The sequence below is a fragment of the Streptomyces sp. NPDC000983 genome, assembly GCF_040299205.1.
Lineage (GTDB): Bacteria > Actinomycetota > Actinomycetes > Streptomycetales > Streptomycetaceae > Streptomyces.
The window spans coordinates 405,076-423,122 of the sequence record NZ_JBEPBM010000001.1; the positions used below are offsets into that span (position 1 = coordinate 405,076).

Below are 18,047 nucleotides of genomic sequence, written 5' to 3' on the forward strand. Positions count from 1 at the left end.
GCGGGTGCTCAGTGGCCGGTGCGTCCGCCCGGCCCGCGCCCCTCCGGCTCGTGCGGCTGCTCCAGATGCGTCGCGAGAACCGCCGCCTGCACCCGGCGCTGCACACCGAGCTTGGCCAGCAGCCGGGAGATGTGGTTCTTGACGGTCTTCTCCGACAGATACAGCCGCTTGCCGATCTCCCGGTTGGTCAGCCCCTCCCCGATGAGCGCGAGGATCTCCCGTTCCCGCGGCGACAGTCCGGCCAGCTCGGGGGCCTCGGCCGGTTCCGGCGCCGGTTCGGTGCGCAGCGACCGCATCAGCCGGGCCGTGGTGGCGGGGTCCAGCATCGACTGGCCGGTGGCGACCGTACGCACCGCGGAGACCAGGTCGGAGCCGCGGATCTGCTTCAGGACGTAGCCCGACGCCCCGGCCATGATCGCGTCCAGCAGGGCGTCCTCGTCGTCGAAGGAGGTCAGCATCAGCACGGCCAGGTCGGGCATCCGGTCGCGCAGCTCACGGCAGACGGTGATGCCGTTGCCGTCGGGCAGCCGTACGTCCAGCACGGCGACGTGCGGCCGTACGGCCGGGGCCCGGACCAGGGCGTGCTCGACGTTCTCGGCGTCGCCGACCACGGAGATGTCGGGCTCGGCCTCCAGCAGGTCGGACAGGCCGCGCCGGACCACCTCGTGGTCGTCGAGCAGGAAGACCCGGATCGGGTCCTCGGCTGTGAACGTGCGTGGCTCGGTCATGTCGACCCCTTCGTCCCCGGGCTTGCGGACGGACCGTCGGCCGCCCGTACCACGATCTTCGCCCGCCGGGCGCGAAGCCACCAGGGCCGACCGGCCCCATCCGCCCGAGGTTCAGGGCCGCCGATCATGGTGCGGGGGCCGGTCAGCGGCGTGTTCCGCTGCCGTAGGGGGCGTACAGGTCCAGCAGCCGGGTCCGGGCCGCCTGGAGCCGGTGGGACACGACCTCGCCGACCCAGGCGGTGACCGCCCGGCCGAACTCGGGGTCCGCCTGGCACATGGCCCGGACGGTGCCGGCGTCGAACTCGTAGGCGCGCAGCGGGGTCGCGGCCTCGGCGCCCAGGTGCCAGACGTGCGGGGCGAGCAGCCAGGACCAGCCGACGAGTTCGTTGTGCCCCAGCGCCTCGATGACGGCGGGCTGCCGGCCCGGTACCCGCATGTCGAGTTCGACGGTGCCGGTCCGCACGATCCAGAAGTGCCCGGCGTGACCGCCCTCTTCGAACAGCCGGGTCCCGGCCGGGAACGACACCTCGCGCGCGGCCGACATCAGCCGCCGCCGGTGCTCGGCGGGCAGCGCCCGCGGCAGGTTCGTGGTGACGGGAGCGTTCATGGCGGGCCTCCACTCGGGCGTACCGGGGTTACCGCCTCCAGCCTCCGCGCCCCTGGCCGCTGCGGCCAGGGGCCACCCGGCCCTGCCGCGGAGTCCTTCGGCACGCGCGGCACCGTCCCGGGGGCCCTCCGGCGGGCCCGGTCCGACCGGGCCGGCGAAGGGGGCCGTTCGGCCCCACCGCGGCAGACCTTCAGCACCCGGCGGCGCAGCCGGCCCCGCCACGACAGTGTCCATGTCAGCACCACGAACCCAGGTGAAGGGACCAGACCATGGCCGTGCACGAGCACCCTCACCGGAGCCGCGCGTTCCATCTGCCCGTGCTCCGCAGGAACCGTACGGCGTCCGCCGCCGACGCCACCACCCTGACCGGCACGGCCGCCCACGCGCTGGCGTCACTGCGCCTGCTGACCGGGTTCGTCTTCCTGTGGGCCTTCCTCGACAAGACCTTCGGCCTCGGCTACGCCACCCCCTCCGCCAACGCCTGGATCGACGGCGGATCACCGACCCAGGGCTTCCTCAGCCATGTCGCCGTCGGCCCGATGGAGTCCACGTTCCACGCCTGGGCCGGGGACGCCTGGGCGGACTGGCTGTTCATGCTGGGCCTGCTCGGCGTCGGCGCGGCGCTCGTCGCGGGTGTCGCGCTGCGGCTCGCCGCCGTCGCCGGCAGCGCCCTGATGGCGCTGATGTGGATCGCCGAGTGGCCGCCGGCCAAGCACCTCTCCGACGGCACGGCCAGCATGTCGACGAATCCCTTCGCCGACTACCACCTCGTCTACGCCCTCGTGCTGATCGCCCTCGCGGCCACCGGCGCCGGCGCGGTCTGGGGGCTCGGGAAGGCGTGGGCCCGGCTCCCGTTCGTCGCCCGCAATCCCTGGCTGCGCTGACCGCGCGGCGCCCGGCGGGCCCCGTCCAGGGGTCCGCCGGATGGGCCGGTCGGTCCTCGCCGAGGACCTGCGGCCCCTGCCGCCCCACCCCCGTCACCGCACACCCTGAGAACAGGTCCAACGATCAGGAGGCACCATCATGGCCCGCACTGTCGTCGCAGGTCTCGACGGTTCGCCCGAGAGCCGGGCCGCCGCTGAATGGGCGGCCCGCGAGGCGGAGCTGCTCGACCTGCCGCTGAAGATCGTCCACGTCTGGGAGCCGGTCCCGGAACCCCTCGCCCAGGCGCCCCTGCTCGGCGTCGAGACCCACCAGCACTGGAGTGAGCGGATCCCGCGCGAGGCCGCCGAGGGCCTGCGGCTGCGCCACCCCGGCGTCGAGGTGACCACCGAACAGCTCACCGGCACCCCCGCAGACGTCCTGGTCCGTGCGGCCGAGGACGCCGAACTGCTCGTCCTCGGCTCGCGCGGCCTGAGCGGCATCCGCGGCTTCATGGTCGGCTCCGTGGGCCTGTCCGCCGTCGCCCGCGCCACCCGCCCCGTCGTCCTGGTGCGCGCCGGTGAGCAGGCCGCCGACGAACACCGGCCCGACCTCGCCGGCATCCCCTCCGCCGCCACGCCCTACCTGCCCGTCCTGCTCGGCCTGGACGCCACCCGGCCGCACCCCGACGTCATCGGCTTCGCCTTCGAGGCGGCCGCCAGGAGGGGCACCGCCCTGCGCGTCCTGCACGGCTGGAACCTCCCCCCGTACTACGTTTACGGCCTCACCGCCGACCTGTCCCTGCACGACGAACTCGTCAAGCAGCAGGCCGCCGCACTCACCGAGATCCTGCGGCCCTGGCGGGAGAAGCACCCGGACGTCGAGGTCGTCGAGGAGGTTCCGGCGGGCAGCCCCGGTGTCCGGCTGGTGGACGCGGCCCGCGAGGCGTCGCTGGTGGTCATCGGCCGCCGTATCCGGCGCAACCCCTTCGGCGCCCACCTCGGGACCGTCGCCCACGCCGTCCTCCACCACTCCACCGCACCCGTAGCAGTCGTCGCCCACGACTGATCCGCATCCCAGGAGCAGCAGCATGAAGGCAGCCGTCGTACGAGCCTTCGGTGAGCCCCTCGTCATCGAGGAGCGCCCCGACCCCGAGCCGGGCCCCGGACAGGTCCGGGTCCGCGTCGAGGCGTCCGGGCTGTGCCACACCGACATCCACGCCGCCCACGGCGACTGGCCGGTCAAGCCGAACCCGCCGTTCGTGCCCGGCCACGAGGGCGTCGGCCTCGTCGAGGCGCTCGGCGACGGGGTCACCCACCTGACCGTGGGCCGGCGCGTCGCCGTGCCGTGGCTCGGGCGTGCCTGCGGGCGGTGCGAGCACTGCCTGTCCGGCTGGGAGACCCTGTGCGAGCAGCAGGTCAACACCGGTTACGGCTGCGACGGCGGCTACGCGGAGAAGATGCTCGCCTGGGCCGACTTCGCGCAGCCCGTGCCGCCGGGCGTCGACCCGGTCGACGCGGCACCGCTGACCTGCGCCGGCGTCACCACGTACAAGGCCCTCAAGGTCGCCGACGTCCGGCCCGCCCAGCTCGTCGCGGTCTCCGGGGTCGGCGGTCTCGGCCACCTCGCCGTCCAGTACGCGAAGATCGCCGGGGCGACCGTCGCGGCGATCGACGTCACCGACGAGAAGCTCGAACTGGCCGCGGAACTCGGCGCGGACCTCGTCGTCGACGCCCGCAAGGAGGATGTCGCGCAGGTCCTCAAGGCGCACGGCGGCGCCCACGCGGCCATCGCCCTGGCCGTCAACGAGGACGCCTTCGCCGCCGTCAACGCCGGGTTGCGGCGCGGCGGGAAGCTCGTCCTGGTCGCGATGCCGGCGCACGGCACGATCAGGGTCCCGATCTTCGACACCGTCCTCAACGGCACCTCGGTGATCGGCTCCATCGTCGGCACCCGGCAGGACCTCGCCGAGGTGTTCCGGCTGCACGCGGCGGGCCGCACCCGGGTCATCCGCGAGACCCGCCCGCTCGACTCCGTCAACGACTCCATCGACGACGTCCTGCACGGCAGGGTTCCGGCCAGGATCGTCTTCGACCTCGGCGCGCCGCGGTGAACAGCGGCGAGCGCCTGCCGACCGTCGGTGCCGACGGCCCGGAACCGGCCCTGCGCGCCGAGGACCGGGCCGCCGACGTGGCGTTACCGGACGGGGTGTCGCTGCGGCCGGTGCGCCCCTGCGCGTGGGGGCGCACCGCGCCCGCCGGGCCGGACCGCCGACCCCGCGGGACGTCGCGGGCGCCGCGACCGGTGTGAGCGGGTCAGAGGCTCGCCGCGTGGTCCGGGACGTAGTTCTGCAGATCGCGCGGCGGGCGCTCGTAGCCGGTCGAGGCCGGGCGCTCGGGCAGCTCCAGCACCGGCGGCGGGACGTCCTGGTACGGCACCGAGCCCAGCAGATGGGCGATCATGTTCAGCCTCGCCCGGCGTTTGTCGTCGCTCTCCACGACGTACCAGGGCGCCTCGCCGATGTCGGTGTGCACCAGCATCTCGTCCTTGGCCCGGGAGTACCGCTCCCAGCGGGTGATGGACTCCAGGTCCATCGGCGACAGCTTCCAGCGCCGCAGCGGATCCTCCAGACGGCGCCGGAACCGCTCCTGCTGCTCGGCGTCGCTGACCGAGAACCAGTACTTGTGCAGCAGGATCCCGTCCTCCACGAGCATCCGCTCGAAGATCGGGCATTGGCGCAGGAAAAGCTGGTACTCGGCCTTGGTGCAGAAGCCCATCACATGCTCCACACCGGCCCGGTTGTACCAGCTCCGGTCGAACAGCACGATCTCCCCGGCGGCCGGCAGGTGCTCCACGTACCGCTGGAAGTACCACTGGGTGCGCTCCCGCTCGGTGGGCTTGGGCAGGGCCGCGATCCGGGCCACGCGCGGGTTGAGATGCTCGGTGACTCGTTTGATCGTGCCGCCCTTGCCCGCCGCGTCACGCCCCTCGAAGATGACGACGAGCCGGGCGCCCTCGGCACGCACCCACTCCTGAAGCTTGACCAACTCCGTCTGAAGACGCAGCAGTTCCTTCTCGTAGACGCCGCGCGGCACCTTCGGCGCCTTGTTCCCGGCCATGCCGCCTCCCACCGCCCGAAGACCCCTGTTGACGAACCGGTCGACGACGCCATCGATGATCTAGGAGTCACCCATGCCCGAGGTCGAACATCAGAACAGCACCGTACTGACCGACGACGAGCTGCGCACCCTGGACGCACACTGGCGCGCCGCCAACTACCTGGCCGCCGGGCAGATCTACCTGCTCGCCAACCCGCTGCTGCGCGAGCCCCTGCGGGCCGAGCACATCAAGCCCAGGCTCCTCGGCCACTGGGGCACCTCGCCCGGCCTGAACCTCGTGTACACCCACCTCAACCGCGTCATCAGGGCGCGCGGCCTGGACGCGCTGTGCGTGTGGGGCCCGGGGCACGGCGGGCCCTCCGTGGTCGCCAACTCCTGGCTGGAGGGCAGCTACAGCGAGACCTACCCGGACATCGGCCGGGACGCGGAGGGCATGCGGCGGCTCTTCCGGCAGTTCTCCTTCCCAGGCGGGGTGCCCAGCCATGTGGCGCCCGAGACGCCCGGCTCCCTCCACGAGGGCGGCGAGCTGGGCTACGCCCTCTCCCACGCCTACGGAGCCGCCTTCGACAACCCCGGCCTGGTCGTCGCCTGCGTGATCGGCGACGGCGAGGCGGAGACCGGGCCGCTCGCGGCCTCCTGGCACTCCAACAAGTTCCTCGACCCGGTGCACGACGGCGCCGTCCTGCCCGTCCTCCACCTCAACGGATACAAGATCGCCAACCCGACCGTGCTCGCCCGGCTGCCCGAGGCCGAACTCGACGAACTGCTGCGCGGCTACGGACACGAGCCGCTGCACGTCACCGGCGACGACCCGGCGACCGTCCACCGAGCCATGGCAGCCGCCCTCGACACCGCCCTGGACCGCATCGCCCGCTTCCAGCGCGCCGCGCGCGAGGAGGGCGCCACCGAACGCCCGCGCTGGCCGGTGATCGTGCTGCGCACCCCCAAGGGCTGGACCGGCCCCGCCGAGGTCGACGGAGTGCCCGTGGAGGGCACCTGGCGCGCCCACCAGGTCCCCCTCGCGGGGGTCCGGGAGAACCCCGAGCACCTGCGCCAGCTGGAGCAGTGGCTGCGGTCGTACCGGCCCGAAGAACTCTTCGACGCCGACGGGCGTCCGGTTCCGGACGTTCTCGCCTGTCTGCCCGAGGGCGCCCGCCGCCTGGGCTCCACCCCGCACGCCAACGGCGGACTGCTGGTGCGGGAGCTGCCGATCGACTCCCTCGACCGGTTCGCGGTGCCCGTGGACAAGCCCGGCACGACCCTGCACGAACCCACCCGGATCCTCGGCGATCTCCTGGCCCAGGTCGTCCGGGACACCCAGGACCGCCGGGACTTCCGGGTCGTCGGCCCCGACGAGACCGCCTCCAACCGGCTCCAGGCCGTCTTCGACGGCAGCGGCAAGGCCTGGCAGGCCGAAATCCTGCCGGTCGACGAACACCTCGACCGGCACGGCCGGGTGCTGGAGATCCTCTCCGAACACACCTGCCAGGGCTGGCTGGAGGGCTACCTCCTGACCGGCCGGCACGGCCTGTTCTCCTGCTACGAGGCGTTCGTGCACATCGTCGACTCGATGGTCAACCAGCACATCAAGTGGCTCAAGACCTCCCGCGAGCTGCCGTGGCGGGCGCCCGTCGCCTCCCTCAACTACCTGCTCACCTCGCACGTCTGGCGCCAGGACCACAACGGCTTCTCGCACCAGGACCCCGGCTTCGTCGACCACGTCCTGAACAAGAGCCCCGAGGTGGTGCGGGTCTACTTCCCGCCGGACGCCAACACCCTGCTCTCCGTGGCCGATCACGCGCTGCGCAGCCGCGACTACGTCAACGTCGTCGTCGCCGGCAAACAACCCTGCTTCGACTGGCTCTCCATGGACGCCGCCCGTGCCCACTGCGCCCGCGGCGCCGGCATCTGGGACTGGGCGGGCAGCGAGAACGGCGGCGAACCGGACGTCGTGCTCGGCTGCGCGGGCGACGTACCCACCCAGGAGGTGCTGGCCGCCGCCCAGTTGCTCCGCCGCCACCTGCCCGAACTGGCCGTGCGCGTGGTCAACGTCGTCGACATCGCCCGCCTGATGCCGAGCGACGAACACCCGCACGGCATGAGCGACTTCGAGTACGACGGCCTGTTCACCCAGGACAAACCGGTCATCTTCGCCTACCACGGCTACCCGTGGCTGATCCACCGCCTCGCCTACCGCCGCAACGGCCACCGCAACCTGCACGTACGCGGCTACAAGGAGTCCGGGACCACGACCACGCCGTTCGACATGGTCGTCCGCAACGACCTCGACCGCTACCGGCTGGTCATGGACGTCATCGACCGCGTCCCCGGCCTCGCCGTCCGCGCCGCCGCCGTACGCCAGGACATGGCCGACGCCCGCACCCGCCACCACGCCTGGATCCGCGAGCACGGCACGGACCTGCCGGAGATCGCGGAGTGGAGCTGGAACGCGTAGCGCTCCGCGGGAGACCAGGAACCCGCCCGGCCGCCTTCCGGTGCCGGGCGGGTCCGGGTGGTCGGGGGCGCTGTTCGGGGTGGGTGATCCGGGGTGGCCCGCGGGCCGCACAGGGCCGATCGGCCCCACCGCCGCGTCCGGACAGCCCATGGGAGTGCGCGGCGAACCGCTGGATCCTCGAAGTGACGGGTGGCCCGGGAACTCGGAGCGACGGGTGCCCCGGGAAGAGGACAAGGAGTTCCCCGATGACGGACGACGCGCTCCGCCGGCCCCAGGTCCACGCACTGCTCGCGGACGGCACCACGGTCCGTATCCGCCCGGTACGGCCGTCCGACCACGACCGGGTGCGCGGCCTGTACGAGGAGATGGCCCCGGAGAACCTGCGGATGCGGTTCTTCACCACGAGCCCCGCCTCCGCCGGTCCGGCCGCCGACCGGGTCTGCCGGGCGGACCGCCCCGGCCGGCGGGCCCTGCTCGCCGAGACCGCCGGGAGCGTCATCGGGCTCGCCGAGTACGACACGGCCGGTTCGGCGCACTCCGCCGACCTCGCCGTCGCGGTCGCCGACGGGCTGCACCACCGGGGCGTCGGCACCCTCCTGCTGGAACACCTCGTCTCGGCCGCCCGCGCCGACGGCGTCACCCGCTTCACCGCCGACGCCCTCAGCGAGAACCACGAGGTGCTCCGCCTCTTCGCCGACCTGGGGCTGCGCACCACCCGCCGCTTCGAGGGCCCCGAGGTCCGCTGCGAGATCGCCCTCGACACCGACGACACCTACCTCACGGCCGTGGAGGAACGCGGCCGGGCCGCCGACGTCGCCAGCCTCCGACCCCTGCTGCGGCCCCGCTCCGTCGTCGTGATCGGCGCCGGACGCACCCCCGGTTCCGTCGGCCGCGCGATCCTGCGCCGGCTCGGCACAGGCGGCTTCACCGGACGGCTGTTCGCGGTGCACCCCGGCGCGCGGGCCGTCCTGGGCGTCCCCTCGTACCCGACCGTCGGCGCCGTGCCCACCACCGCCGACCTCGCCGTCCTCGCGGTGCCCCCCGCCGAGGTCCCGGACACCGCCGAGAGCTGCGGCAAGGCCGGCGTACGGGCCCTGCTGGTGGTGACCGAAGGGCTGGACGCGAGCCAGTCCGAGGCGCTGCTGACCGCCTGCCGCGGCCACGGCATGCGCCTGGTCGGCCCGGGCAGCCTCGGCATCGCCCACACCGAGCCCGAACTCCGCCTCGACGCCACCTTCGCCGCCGGCCGGCCCCGCCCCGGCACCGCGGGTGTCGCCGTCCAGTCCGGCGGCATCGGCATCGCCCTGCTCGACGGGCTGTCCCGGCTCGGCATCGGCGTGTCCACCTTCGCCTCCCTCGGCGACAAGTACGACGTCAGCGGCAACGACCTGCTCCAGTGGTGGGAGAGCGACAACCGCACCGACCTCGCCCTGCTCCACCTGGAGTCCTTCGGCAACCCGCGCGCCTTCTCCCGCACCGCGCGCCGCGTCACCCGCCGCATGCCGGTGCTCACCGTCGACGCCGGACGCACCGACGCCGGCCGGCGGGCCGCCGCCGCCCACTCCGCGGCGGCCGCCACCCCCACCATGACCCGCGCCGCGCTGTTCACCCAGGCCGGCGTCACCGCCACCCACTCCTGCGGCGAACTCCTCGAAACCGCCGCACTCCTGCGCTCCCAGCCGCTGCCCGCCGGAACCCGGGTCGCCGTCGTCACCAACGCGGGCGGCGCAGGCGTCCTCACCGCCGACGCCTGCGCCGAATCCGGGCTCGTCCTGCCCGCGCCGACCCCCGAACTCACCGAGGACCTGCTCGCCCTGCTCCCCGAGGGGGCCGCCGTCGGCAACCCCGTCGACGCGACCGCCACCGTCACCGAGGACCAACTCACCGCGTGCGTCGACCGGATCATGCGGTACGGCGGCATCGACGCCGTCCTCGTCGCGCTGGTGCCGACCGCCCTCGCCGCGGCCACCGGTGACGACCTCGTCCGGGCTCTCACCCGCGCCCCCGCGACACGCCCCAAACCGGTCCTCGCGGTACGGCTCGAACAGGCACTGCCCGTGGAACTCCTGCCCACCGAGGGCGGCGGCACCGTCCCCGCCTACGCCGAACCCCGGGCGGCGGCCCGCGCCCTGGCCCACGCCGCCCGCCGCGCGGCCTGGCTGTCCCGGCCCGCCGGAACCGTCCCCGACCTCGACGGCATCGAGACCGCGCGGGCCCGGGCCGTCGTGGACGCCTACCTCGACGCCCACCCCGACGGAGGCCGGCCCGAGCCGCGCGTCGTCGCCGAACTCCTCGACTGCTACGGCATCCCCCAACTGCCTTGGGCCTGGGCCGAGTCCGAGGACGACGCCGTCCTCGCCGCCGACCGGCTGCGCGGTGCGGACGGCCGCGTCGTCCTCAAGGGCCACTGGCCGGGCCTGCTGCACAGGAGCGCCCAGGACGCCGTCCACCTCGACCTCCGGGGCGACCAGCAGGTGCGCGCCGCCTTCCGCGACCTCGACAACCGCTTCGGCGACCTCCTGACCGGGGTCGTCGTGCAACCCCTCGCCCCGCGCGGCACCGAACTGTTCGCCGGGGTCGTCCAGGACGACGTCTTCGGACCCCTGGTCCTGTTCGGGCTCGGCGGCACCGCCAGCGAGGTGCTCGCCGACCAGGCGGCCCGCCTCGCCCCGCTCACCGACCACGACGTGCACGACCTGATCACCGCCCCGCGCTGCGCCCCACTGCTCTTCGGCGCGGACGGCGGCGGACCCGTGGACCTCGCCGGACTGGAGGGCCTGCTGCTGCGGCTCTCCCGGCTGGCGAGCGACCTGCCCCAGCTCGCCGAGGCGGACTTCAACCCCGTCCTCGCCACACCGGGCGGCATCACGGTCCTCGACGCCCGCCTCCGCCTGGTGCCCCGCGGGTCCCAGGACCCCCATCTGCGCAGGCTCCGCCGAGGAGGGAAACGCACATGAGGCACGACAAGGTCGCCTCCGTGATGACCACGCGGGTCGTCCGGGCCGAGTACGGGACCCCGTTCAAGGAAGTGGCCCGGCTCCTCGGCGAGCACCGCGTCAGCGGACTGCCGGTCGTCGACGAGGACGGGCGCGTCATCGGCGTCGTCTCCGAGGCGGACCTGTTGACACGCCAGGCCGGGACCGCCGACCGGGGGAAGCACGCGTGGTTCGGGCGCGGCCGTACCCGGGCCGTCCCGGCCGAGGCCCGTACCGCCGGGCGGCTGATGACCCACCCGGCGGTCACCGTGCGCGCCGACGACACCATCGTCGAGGCGGCCCGGACCATGACCCGGCACGGCGTGCGACGGCTGCCCGTACTGGACGAGGAGGACCGGCTCGTCGGCATCGTCTCCCGCCGCGACCTGCTCTCCGTCTTCCTGCGCCCCGACGCCGGCATCCGTGCCGCGGTCGTCGACGAGGTGCTGGTCAGGGCGCTGTGGCTGAGTCCGCGCGCCGTGGACGTCTCGGTCACCGAGGGCGTGGTCACACTCTCCGGGCAGCTGGAGCGCAGGAGCGAGACGGAGCTGGCCGTCGCCATGACCCGGCGGATCGACGGAGTGGTCGCCGTCGTCGACCACCTCACCCACCGGCTGGACGACTCCCGGCTCCCACCCGACGAACAGGCCCTGTACGGCGTCGCCGACGACCGGCCGCGCCGGCTGTGAGAGGAGGCGGACCGTGATGAGCGACAAGGTACTGGTCGCCTACGGGACGACGAACGGATCGACCGCCAGGATCGCCGAGGCCGTGGCCGCGGCCCTGCGCGAGGAGGGCTGCGCCGCGCAGGCGCGCGCCGCCGCCGAGGTCGACGGGGTGACGGAGTACGACGCCGTGGTCGTCGGCGGCGCCCTGTACGGCGGACGCTGGCACAGGGACGCCCGCCGCTTCCTGCGCCGGCACCGCGCAGCCCTCGCCCAGCGCCCGCTGTGGCTGTTCAGCAGTGGGCCGCTCGACCCGTCCGCCGGCGAGCGGGACATCCCGCCCGTCCCCGGACTGCGGCGCGCCATGATCCGCCTCGACGCCCGCGGGCACGTCACCTTCGGGGGCTGTCTGGAGGAGGGCGCGAAGGGCCGGATCGCGAAGATGATCCTGCGCGGCGGGAAGGGCGGCGACTTCCGCGACTTCGACCGGATCGAGGCGTGGGCGGCCGAGGTGGCCCGGGAACTGACGAAGGTCTGAGCACGCGAGGGCGCGGCCCCTCGATGCCGGTCGCGGCCGGTTCCGGCCTCGACTCGGCCGATCGCCGCGCGAACGCCGGGGGTCCGGCCGGACCGGCCGCCCGCACCAGCAACCCGGTTCGCTGGAGGGCGGGTTCGGCCGCCGCGTCGTCCGCCACTCGCGGGCCGGGCCGGATCAGACGGCGTCACCCGCAGGGGCAGGCCCCGTGAGAGCGCCTCGGGTGCCGCCCGGTCCACCGCCGCACGGCCTCGGGCCGACCCGTTCACGCCGATGATGGTCACCTGTTCCACGGTCTGCCGCCTTCCGGTACGGGCACCCGGCGATCCGAGCCGTCCCCGGCCTCCGTTCGCGGCCTCCGTCCCCGGCCTCCGTTCGCGGCCGACGGCCCGGCAGGGGCCGAACGGACCCGGGCATGCGCCCAGCGGCCCATGCGAGGTGGTGGGTCCCGGGGTGAAGCTGGAGGGGACGACCGGTTCCGCCCCAGGAGGTGCGTGCCATGCTCTTGCCCGTCGTGGTGGGAGTCGACGGTTCCGCCGAGAGTCTCGCCGCGGCCGCGTGGGCCGCGCGCGAGGCGGTACGGCGCGAGCGGCCCCTGCGTCTGGTGCTCGTCCGGGGCCGACGCCCCGACCGCCGTCCGTCCGCCGTCCGGCGGGCCCTGCACGAGGCCGAGGAACGCGCGGCCCGCGCCGCGCCCGGGGTCGTCCTGGGGTCCGAAGTGGTCGACGGTCCGGTGGCCGACCGGCTGGTGCGTGCCGCCGGGCGGGGCGAACTGCTCGTCCTCGGCTGCCGGGGCCCGCACGGATTCACCGGGTTCCCGGTCGGTCCGGTCGTCCTCGGGGCGGTCGCCGGAGCCGTCCGGCCGGTCGTCCTGGTCCGGGCGGGGGAGCCGTCCGACGACGACCGCCGCACCCCGCCCGGTCGTCGTCGTCCGGGCGAGGGAGGAGGCCGACGACACCGTGCCGCGCTCGGCGCCTCGGGCAGCGTGGAGCAGGCGTCCGACGACGACCACCGCACCCCGCACGGCGCCTCGGGCAAGGCGGGGGAGGAGGACGACGACCACCGCGCCGTGCCCGGTACCTCGGGTACGGCGGGGCAGGAGTCCGACGGCGACTACCGCGCCGCACCCGGTGTTTCGGGCCCGGCGGAGCAGGAGGCCGTCGGCGGCGCCTCGGACACCCGGGACGTCGTCCTCGGCCTCGACCTCGGCGACCCCCGCGACGACGTGATCGCCTTCGCCTTCGAGGAGGCCCGGGTGCGCGGCGCCCGCCTCAAGGTCGTCCACGCCTGGGACCCGCCCTCCCTCCTCCGCTCCCGCCCCGGCGAGACGTATGTCGCCGACGGTCCGCGGCAGGCCGAGGAGTGGCTCGGGCTCATGACGGCCGTGCTCCAGGTGTGGCGCGACAAGTTCCCGGACGTGGAGGCCGTCGAGCAGGTCGCCGCGGGGCGCGCCCGGACCGTGCTGGTGCGGGCCGCCTCCCGGGCGGGACTGCTCGTCGTGGGCCGCCGCACCGGGCACGCCCGCATCGGGCAGGGCCCCACCGGGCATGCCCGCACCGGGCACGCCGGAACAGGGCGGGGCCCCACCGAGCACCGCCCCACCCTCCCGCGCTCCGGCCCCGTGACCCACGCGGCCGTCCACCACGCCGGCTGCCCGGTGGCCGTCGTACCCCACGAGTGAGAGGCCGACCGACGATGACCGCGCCGATCAGGTACGTGTACGAATTCGCCGAGGGCGGCCGGGACATGGCCGGACTGCTCGGCGGCAAGGGAGCCGGACTCGCCGAGATGACGAGGATCGGGCTGCCCGTCCCACCCGGCTTCACCGTCACCACGGAGGCCTGCAAGGTCTACCTGGCGACCGGGGAGGAACCCGACGAGCTGGGGGTGGAGGCCGCCCGAGCCCTCGCCCGCCTGGAGGAGGCCATGGGCCGCACCCTCGGCGCCCCCGACGACCCGCTGCTGGTGTCCGTGCGCTCCGGCGCCCGCTTCTCCATGCCCGGCATGATGGAGACCATCCTCGACATCGGCCTGAACGACGAGTCGGTCGGCGGGCTGGCGAAGGCGTCCGGGCAGGAGAGGTTCGCCTGGGACTCCTACCGCAGGCTCATCCAGATGTTCGGCCACACCGTGATGGGCGTCGACGCCGAACTGTTCGAACAGGCCATCGTCGAGCACCGCGAACGGCGTGCCGCCGCCACCGACCACGACCTGGACACCCGCGAACTCGTCCTGCTCACCGAGGAGTTCAAGGCCATCGTGCGCAAGGAGACCGGCGAGTACTTCCCGCAGGACCCGGCCGACCAGCTCGCCCGCGCCGTCCGCGCCGTCTTCGACTCCTGGAACACCGAGCGCGCCCGCGTCTACCGGCACCGCGAACACATCCCCGAGGACCTCGGTACCGCCGTCAACGTCCAGGCGATGGTCTTCGGCAACCTCGGTTCCGACTCCGGCACCGGCGTCGCCTTCACCCGCGACCCCGCCACCGGAGCGCGCGGCGTCTACGGCGACTACCTGCCCGACGCCCAGGGCGAGGACGTCGTCGCCGGCGTCCGCGACGCGCTGCCGCTGAGCGAGTTGGAGCGGCTCGACCCCCGCGCGTACGCCGAACTCGGCCGCCATCTGGGCACGTTGGAGGAGCACTACCGCGACCTGTGCGACGTCGAGTTCACCGTGGAACGCGGGCGGCTGTGGATCCTGCAGACCCGCGTCGGCAAGCGCACCGCCGAGGCCGCCTTCCGGATCGCCCACGACCTGCGCGCGGAAGGGGCCGTCGACGCCGACGAGGCCCTCAAGCGCGTCGACGGCGCCGGACTGACCCGGCTGATGTTCCCCCGCTTCGCCACCACCGGAACCGACGTGCCCCTGGCCCGGGGTGTGCCCGCGTCGCCCGGCGCGGCCGTCGGCGCGGTCGTCTTCGACTCCGCCGAGGCGGTACGCCGCGCCGAGGCCGGTGAACGGGTGGTCCTGGTGCGCCGCGAGACCACCCCCGACGACCTGCCCGGCATGATCGCCGCCGAGGCCGTGCTGACCAGCCGGGGCGGCAAGACCAGCCATGCCGCGGTCGTCGCGCGCGGCATGGGCAAGGTCTGCGTGTGCGGTGCCGAGGCGCTCTCCGTCGACCTCGCCGCCCGCCGCTTCACCGCACCGGACGACACCGTCGTCGAGGAGGGCGACACCGTCTCCGTGGACGGCACCGCCGGCACCGTGCACCTGGGCGAACTCCCGCTCACCGCCTCCGACGTGGGCCACGCGCTGGAGACGGGCACGTCCACCGGCCCGCTCACCGACGCGGTCCTCGACGCGCTCGCGCACGCCGACTCGGTACGCCGCCTGGAGGTCCGGGCCAACGCCGACACCCCCGAGGACGCCGTCCGGGCGCGGGCGCTCGGCGCGCGGGGCATCGGACTGTGCCGTACCGAGCACATGTTCCTCGGCGAGCGCCGGGCGCTGGTGGAGGCGATGATCCTCGCCCGCGACGACGGCGCGCGGGAGGAGGCGCTGGCCGCGCTGCTGCCGCCGCAACGGGACGACTTCACCGCCATCCTGGCGGCCATGGACGGCCTTCCGGTGACGATCCGGCTGCTCGACCCGCCGCTGCACGAGTTCCTGCCCGACCGTACCGACCTCGCCGTCCGCCTCGCCGCCACGGCGGACCCCGATCCGCGCGACCGGGAACTGCTCGCGGCCGTGGAGCGGATGTCCGAGCAGAACCCGATGCTCGGCCTGCGCGGAGTGCGCCTGGGCCTGGCCGTGCCCGGTCTCATGGCGATGCAGGTGCGCGCCGTCGCGGAGGCGGCGACCGCGCGTCTGCGGGCCGGCGGCACGCCCCGCGCCGAGATCATGATCCCGCTGGTCGGCACGGTCGAGGAACTGCGGCTGGCCCGCGCGGAGACGGAGCGGGTGCTCGCCGAGGTCGCTGCGGAGACCGGGACGGACCTCGACTGCCCGATCGGCACCATGATCGAGCTGCCGAGGGCCGCGCTCACCGCCGGACGGATCGCCGAGGCCGCCGACTTCTTCTCCTTCGGCACCAACGACCTCACCCAGACCACCTGGGGCCTGTCCCGCGACGACGCCGAGGCGTCCTTCTTCCCGCTCTACCTGGACAAGGGCGTCTTCGAGGTGTCCCCGTTCGAGACGATCGACCAGGAGGGCGTGGGCCGGCTGGTGGAGCTGGCCGCCGAGGCCGGCCGGGCCGTGCGGCCGGGGCTGGAGACCGGGGTCTGCGGCGAGCACGGCGGCGACCCGGCGTCGATCCACTTCTTCCACCGCGCCGGCCTCGACTACGTCTCCTGCTCGCCCTTCCGCGTCCCCGCGGCCCGGCTGGAGGCGGGCCGGGCCACCCTCACCGACTCCGACGGCAGCGGCGCCGGCCGGTGAGCCAGGGCCCGGCGGTCCGGGGTTTCAAGCCCCGGGCCCCGGCTACTCGCACCGCGTGACCAGTTCTCAGCAGCAGCTCTTCCGCTACCTGGAGGACCGCTTCGCCTGCGCGCAGGCGTGCACCGAGTGCGCGCGCGTCTGCGCGGTGCGCGCGGCCCGGGCGACCCCCGACGGCTCCACCCGGGAGGCGCTCCTCAGACGCAGGGGGATCATGTGCGCGGAGGTGTGCGAGGCGACCTGCCGCGCCCTGTCCGACCAGTCGGTGACGGACGAGGACGGCATCCGCGTCCAGTTGGAGTGGTGCCGCACGGTGTGCCTGGAGTGCGCCGAGGTCTTCGACGGCCGGCTCGGCGCCGAGGACGGCGCGAAGGCGTGCCGGGAGGCCGCCCAGGCCTGTACGGACCTCCTGGCCGCCCTGGACTGAGCCGGGGCCCCCGCGCGGGCATTCCCAATTTCTGCAACAGGTTCTACCGTGTGCGCCGTCAGGACCGGCCGAGGGAGACCTGGAGGCGCCGTGCATCTGGACCACACCCCCGAGCAGCAGCGGCTGCGCACCGAACTGCGCGCGTACTTCGCCGAGTTGGTGCCGGACACGGCCCGCGCCCGGCACGCCGACCCGGCCGCGCAGAAGCGCTTCTACCGCGAGACGATCAGGCGGCTCGGCGCGGACGGCCGGCTCGGCATGGGCTGGCCGAAGGAGTACGGCGGCCAGGGCCTGACCGCGATGGAACAGTTCATCTTCTTCGACGAGGCCGCCCAGGCCGGCGTACCGCTGCCGCTGATGGCCCTGAACACGGTCGGCCCGACCATCATGCAGTTCGGCACCGACGAGCAGAAGGCGTACTTCCTGCCGCGGATCCTCTCCGGCGAGATCGACTTCGCGATCGGCTACAGCGAGCCCGACGCCGGCACCGACCTCGCCGCCCTGCGCACCCGCGCGGTGCGCGACGGCGACGAGTACGTGGTCAACGGGCAGAAGATCTGGACGACCAACGGCGACACCGCCGACTGGGTCTGGCTCGCGGTGCGCACCGATCCGGCCGCCCCCGCCCACCAGGGCATCACCATGCTCCTCGTCCCGACCGACGACCCCGGCTACTCCTGCACCCTGATCAACACCCTCGCCGGCCACGACACCACGGCCAGCTACTACGAGAACGTCCGGGTCCCCGTCTCCCGCCGCGTCGGCCCCGAGAACCGGGGCTGGCGGCTGATCACCAACCAGCTCAACCACGAACGCGTCACCCTCGCCGCGCACGGCACCATGGCGATCCGCGCCCTGCACGACGTCCAGCGCTGGGCCGGCGACACCAAGCTCGCCGACGGCCGCCGCGTCATCGACCTGCCCTGGGTGCGCCGCCGCCTCGCGCAGACCCATGTCCGCCTGGACGCCCTGAAACTCCTCAACTGGCAGATGGTGCAGGCCGTCCAGGACGGCACCCTCACCCCGCAGGACGCCTCCGCCGTCAAGGTCTACGGCTCCGAGGCCCGCCGCGACGCCTACGCCTGGCTGATGGAGATCGTCGCCGCCCCCGCCGCCCTGAAGGAGGGCTCCGCGGGCGCGGTCCTGCACGGCGAACTCGAACGCGGCTACCGCTCCGCCGTCATCTTCACCTTCGGCGGCGGCAACAACGAGATCCAGCGGGAGATCATCTCCTGGATCGGCCTGGGCATGCCCCGCGTACGACGCTGACCCGCTGCGAAGCGGCCTTCCGGCCG

At 74.1% G+C, this 18,047-nt stretch carries 14 protein-coding genes; 11 read left to right on the plus strand and 3 right to left on the minus strand.

Features of this window, described 5'->3' with window-relative positions; all coding sequences use genetic code 11:
• Positions 1-8: 8 nt before the first annotated feature.
• Together ABT296_RS01590 and ABT296_RS01595 are read right to left on the minus strand one after the other, a co-directional pair.
• Positions 9-728 (minus strand): response regulator, encoded by a 720-nt coding sequence (locus ABT296_RS01590; protein ID WP_351922334.1) that lies wholly within the window; start codon positions 726-728, stop codon positions 9-11.
• A gap of 142 nt (positions 729-870) precedes the next feature.
• Positions 871-1,335 (minus strand): cyclic nucleotide-binding domain-containing protein, encoded by a 465-nt coding sequence (locus tag ABT296_RS01595; protein WP_351922335.1) that lies wholly within the window; start codon positions 1,333-1,335, stop codon positions 871-873.
• 269 nt (positions 1,336-1,604) lie between these two features.
• Here ABT296_RS01595 and ABT296_RS01600 point away from each other — a divergent pair, with 269 nt between their 5' ends.
• From ABT296_RS01600 to ABT296_RS01610, 3 genes are all read left to right on the plus strand, one after another.
• Positions 1,605-2,219 (plus strand): DoxX family protein, encoded by a 615-nt coding sequence (locus tag ABT296_RS01600; protein WP_351922336.1) that lies wholly within the window; start codon positions 1,605-1,607, stop codon positions 2,217-2,219.
• A gap of 139 nt (positions 2,220-2,358) precedes the next feature.
• Positions 2,359-3,264, plus strand: coding sequence for a universal stress protein (locus ABT296_RS01605; RefSeq protein WP_351922337.1), 906 nt, complete (start codon positions 2,359-2,361; stop codon positions 3,262-3,264).
• Between the two features lie 22 nt (positions 3,265-3,286).
• The gene (locus tag ABT296_RS01610; protein WP_351922338.1) at positions 3,287-4,309 is read left to right on the plus strand and encodes a zinc-dependent alcohol dehydrogenase; all 1,023 of its coding nucleotides are present in this window, start codon (positions 3,287-3,289) and stop codon (positions 4,307-4,309) included.
• Between the two features lie 202 nt (positions 4,310-4,511).
• Here ABT296_RS01610 and ppk2 read toward each other — a convergent pair whose 3' ends face one another.
• Entirely contained in the window at positions 4,512-5,315 is an 804-nt protein-coding gene (gene ppk2, locus ABT296_RS01615; RefSeq protein ID WP_351922339.1) for a polyphosphate kinase 2, read from the minus strand.
• A 73-nt stretch (positions 5,316-5,388) separates the two neighbouring features.
• Between ppk2 and ABT296_RS01620 the strand changes: the two genes are divergently transcribed.
• The 8 genes from ABT296_RS01620 to ABT296_RS01655 all read left to right on the plus strand — a co-directional run bounded on the left by ABT296_RS01620 (position 5,389) and on the right by ABT296_RS01655 (position 18,021).
• Positions 5,389-7,770 carry a phosphoketolase family protein gene (locus tag ABT296_RS01620; RefSeq protein ID WP_351922340.1) on the plus strand — a complete coding sequence of 794 codons (2,382 nt, stop codon included), beginning with the start codon at positions 5,389-5,391 and terminating at the stop codon, positions 7,768-7,770.
• A 245-nt stretch (positions 7,771-8,015) separates the two neighbouring features.
• Positions 8,016-10,727 (plus strand): bifunctional acetate--CoA ligase family protein/GNAT family N-acetyltransferase, encoded by a 2,712-nt coding sequence (locus ABT296_RS01625; protein ID WP_351922341.1) that lies wholly within the window; start codon positions 8,016-8,018, stop codon positions 10,725-10,727.
• Complete coding sequence (locus ABT296_RS01630; protein WP_351922342.1) at positions 10,724-11,434, plus strand: CBS domain-containing protein; 711 nt, start codon at positions 10,724-10,726, stop codon at positions 11,432-11,434. The genes ABT296_RS01625 and ABT296_RS01630 overlap by 4 nt, the downstream gene beginning before the upstream one ends.
• Positions 11,435-11,450: 16 nt before the next feature.
• Positions 11,451-11,948: a flavodoxin domain-containing protein gene (locus tag ABT296_RS01635; protein WP_351922343.1), complete on the plus strand. Its 498-nt coding sequence runs from the start codon at positions 11,451-11,453 to the stop codon at positions 11,946-11,948.
• A gap of 496 nt (positions 11,949-12,444) precedes the next feature.
• Positions 12,445-13,626 (plus strand): universal stress protein, encoded by a 1,182-nt coding sequence (locus ABT296_RS01640; protein ID WP_351922344.1) that lies wholly within the window; start codon positions 12,445-12,447, stop codon positions 13,624-13,626.
• A gap of 14 nt (positions 13,627-13,640) precedes the next feature.
• Complete coding sequence (ppdK, locus tag ABT296_RS01645; RefSeq protein ID WP_351922345.1) at positions 13,641-16,328, plus strand: pyruvate, phosphate dikinase; 2,688 nt, start codon at positions 13,641-13,643, stop codon at positions 16,326-16,328.
• A 55-nt stretch (positions 16,329-16,383) separates the two neighbouring features.
• Positions 16,384-16,752 (plus strand): four-helix bundle copper-binding protein, encoded by a 369-nt coding sequence (locus tag ABT296_RS01650; protein ID WP_351922346.1) that lies wholly within the window; start codon positions 16,384-16,386, stop codon positions 16,750-16,752.
• A gap of 90 nt (positions 16,753-16,842) precedes the next feature.
• On the plus strand, positions 16,843-18,021 hold the full coding sequence (locus ABT296_RS01655; RefSeq protein ID WP_351922347.1) for an acyl-CoA dehydrogenase family protein: 1,179 nt from the start codon (positions 16,843-16,845) through the stop codon (positions 18,019-18,021).
• Positions 18,022-18,047 lie beyond the last annotated feature (26 nt).

What these genes read in the sequence shown, in the direction of transcription:
- ABT296_RS01590 (WP_351922334.1), bottom strand. Translation starts at nt 728, where the DNA reads ATGACCGAGCCACGCACGTTCACAGCCGAGGACCCGATCCGGGTCTTC.
- ABT296_RS01595 (WP_351922335.1), bottom strand. Translation starts at nt 1,335, where the DNA reads ATGAACGCTCCCGTCACCACGAACCTGCCGCGGGCGCTGCCCGCCGAG.
- ABT296_RS01600 (WP_351922336.1), top strand. Translation starts at nt 1,605, where the DNA reads ATGGCCGTGCACGAGCACCCTCACCGGAGCCGCGCGTTCCATCTGCCC.
- ABT296_RS01605 (WP_351922337.1), top strand. Translation starts at nt 2,359, where the DNA reads ATGGCCCGCACTGTCGTCGCAGGTCTCGACGGTTCGCCCGAGAGCCGG.
- ABT296_RS01610 (WP_351922338.1), top strand. Translation starts at nt 3,287, where the DNA reads ATGAAGGCAGCCGTCGTACGAGCCTTCGGTGAGCCCCTCGTCATCGAG.
- ppk2 (WP_351922339.1), bottom strand. Translation starts at nt 5,315, where the DNA reads ATGGCCGGGAACAAGGCGCCGAAGGTGCCGCGCGGCGTCTACGAGAAG.
- ABT296_RS01620 (WP_351922340.1), top strand. Translation starts at nt 5,389, where the DNA reads ATGCCCGAGGTCGAACATCAGAACAGCACCGTACTGACCGACGACGAG.
- ABT296_RS01625 (WP_351922341.1), top strand. Translation starts at nt 8,016, where the DNA reads ATGACGGACGACGCGCTCCGCCGGCCCCAGGTCCACGCACTGCTCGCG.
- ABT296_RS01630 (WP_351922342.1), top strand. Translation starts at nt 10,724, where the DNA reads ATGAGGCACGACAAGGTCGCCTCCGTGATGACCACGCGGGTCGTCCGG.
- ABT296_RS01635 (WP_351922343.1), top strand. Translation starts at nt 11,451, where the DNA reads ATGAGCGACAAGGTACTGGTCGCCTACGGGACGACGAACGGATCGACC.
- ABT296_RS01640 (WP_351922344.1), top strand. Translation starts at nt 12,445, where the DNA reads ATGCTCTTGCCCGTCGTGGTGGGAGTCGACGGTTCCGCCGAGAGTCTC.
- ppdK (WP_351922345.1), top strand. Translation starts at nt 13,641, where the DNA reads ATGACCGCGCCGATCAGGTACGTGTACGAATTCGCCGAGGGCGGCCGG.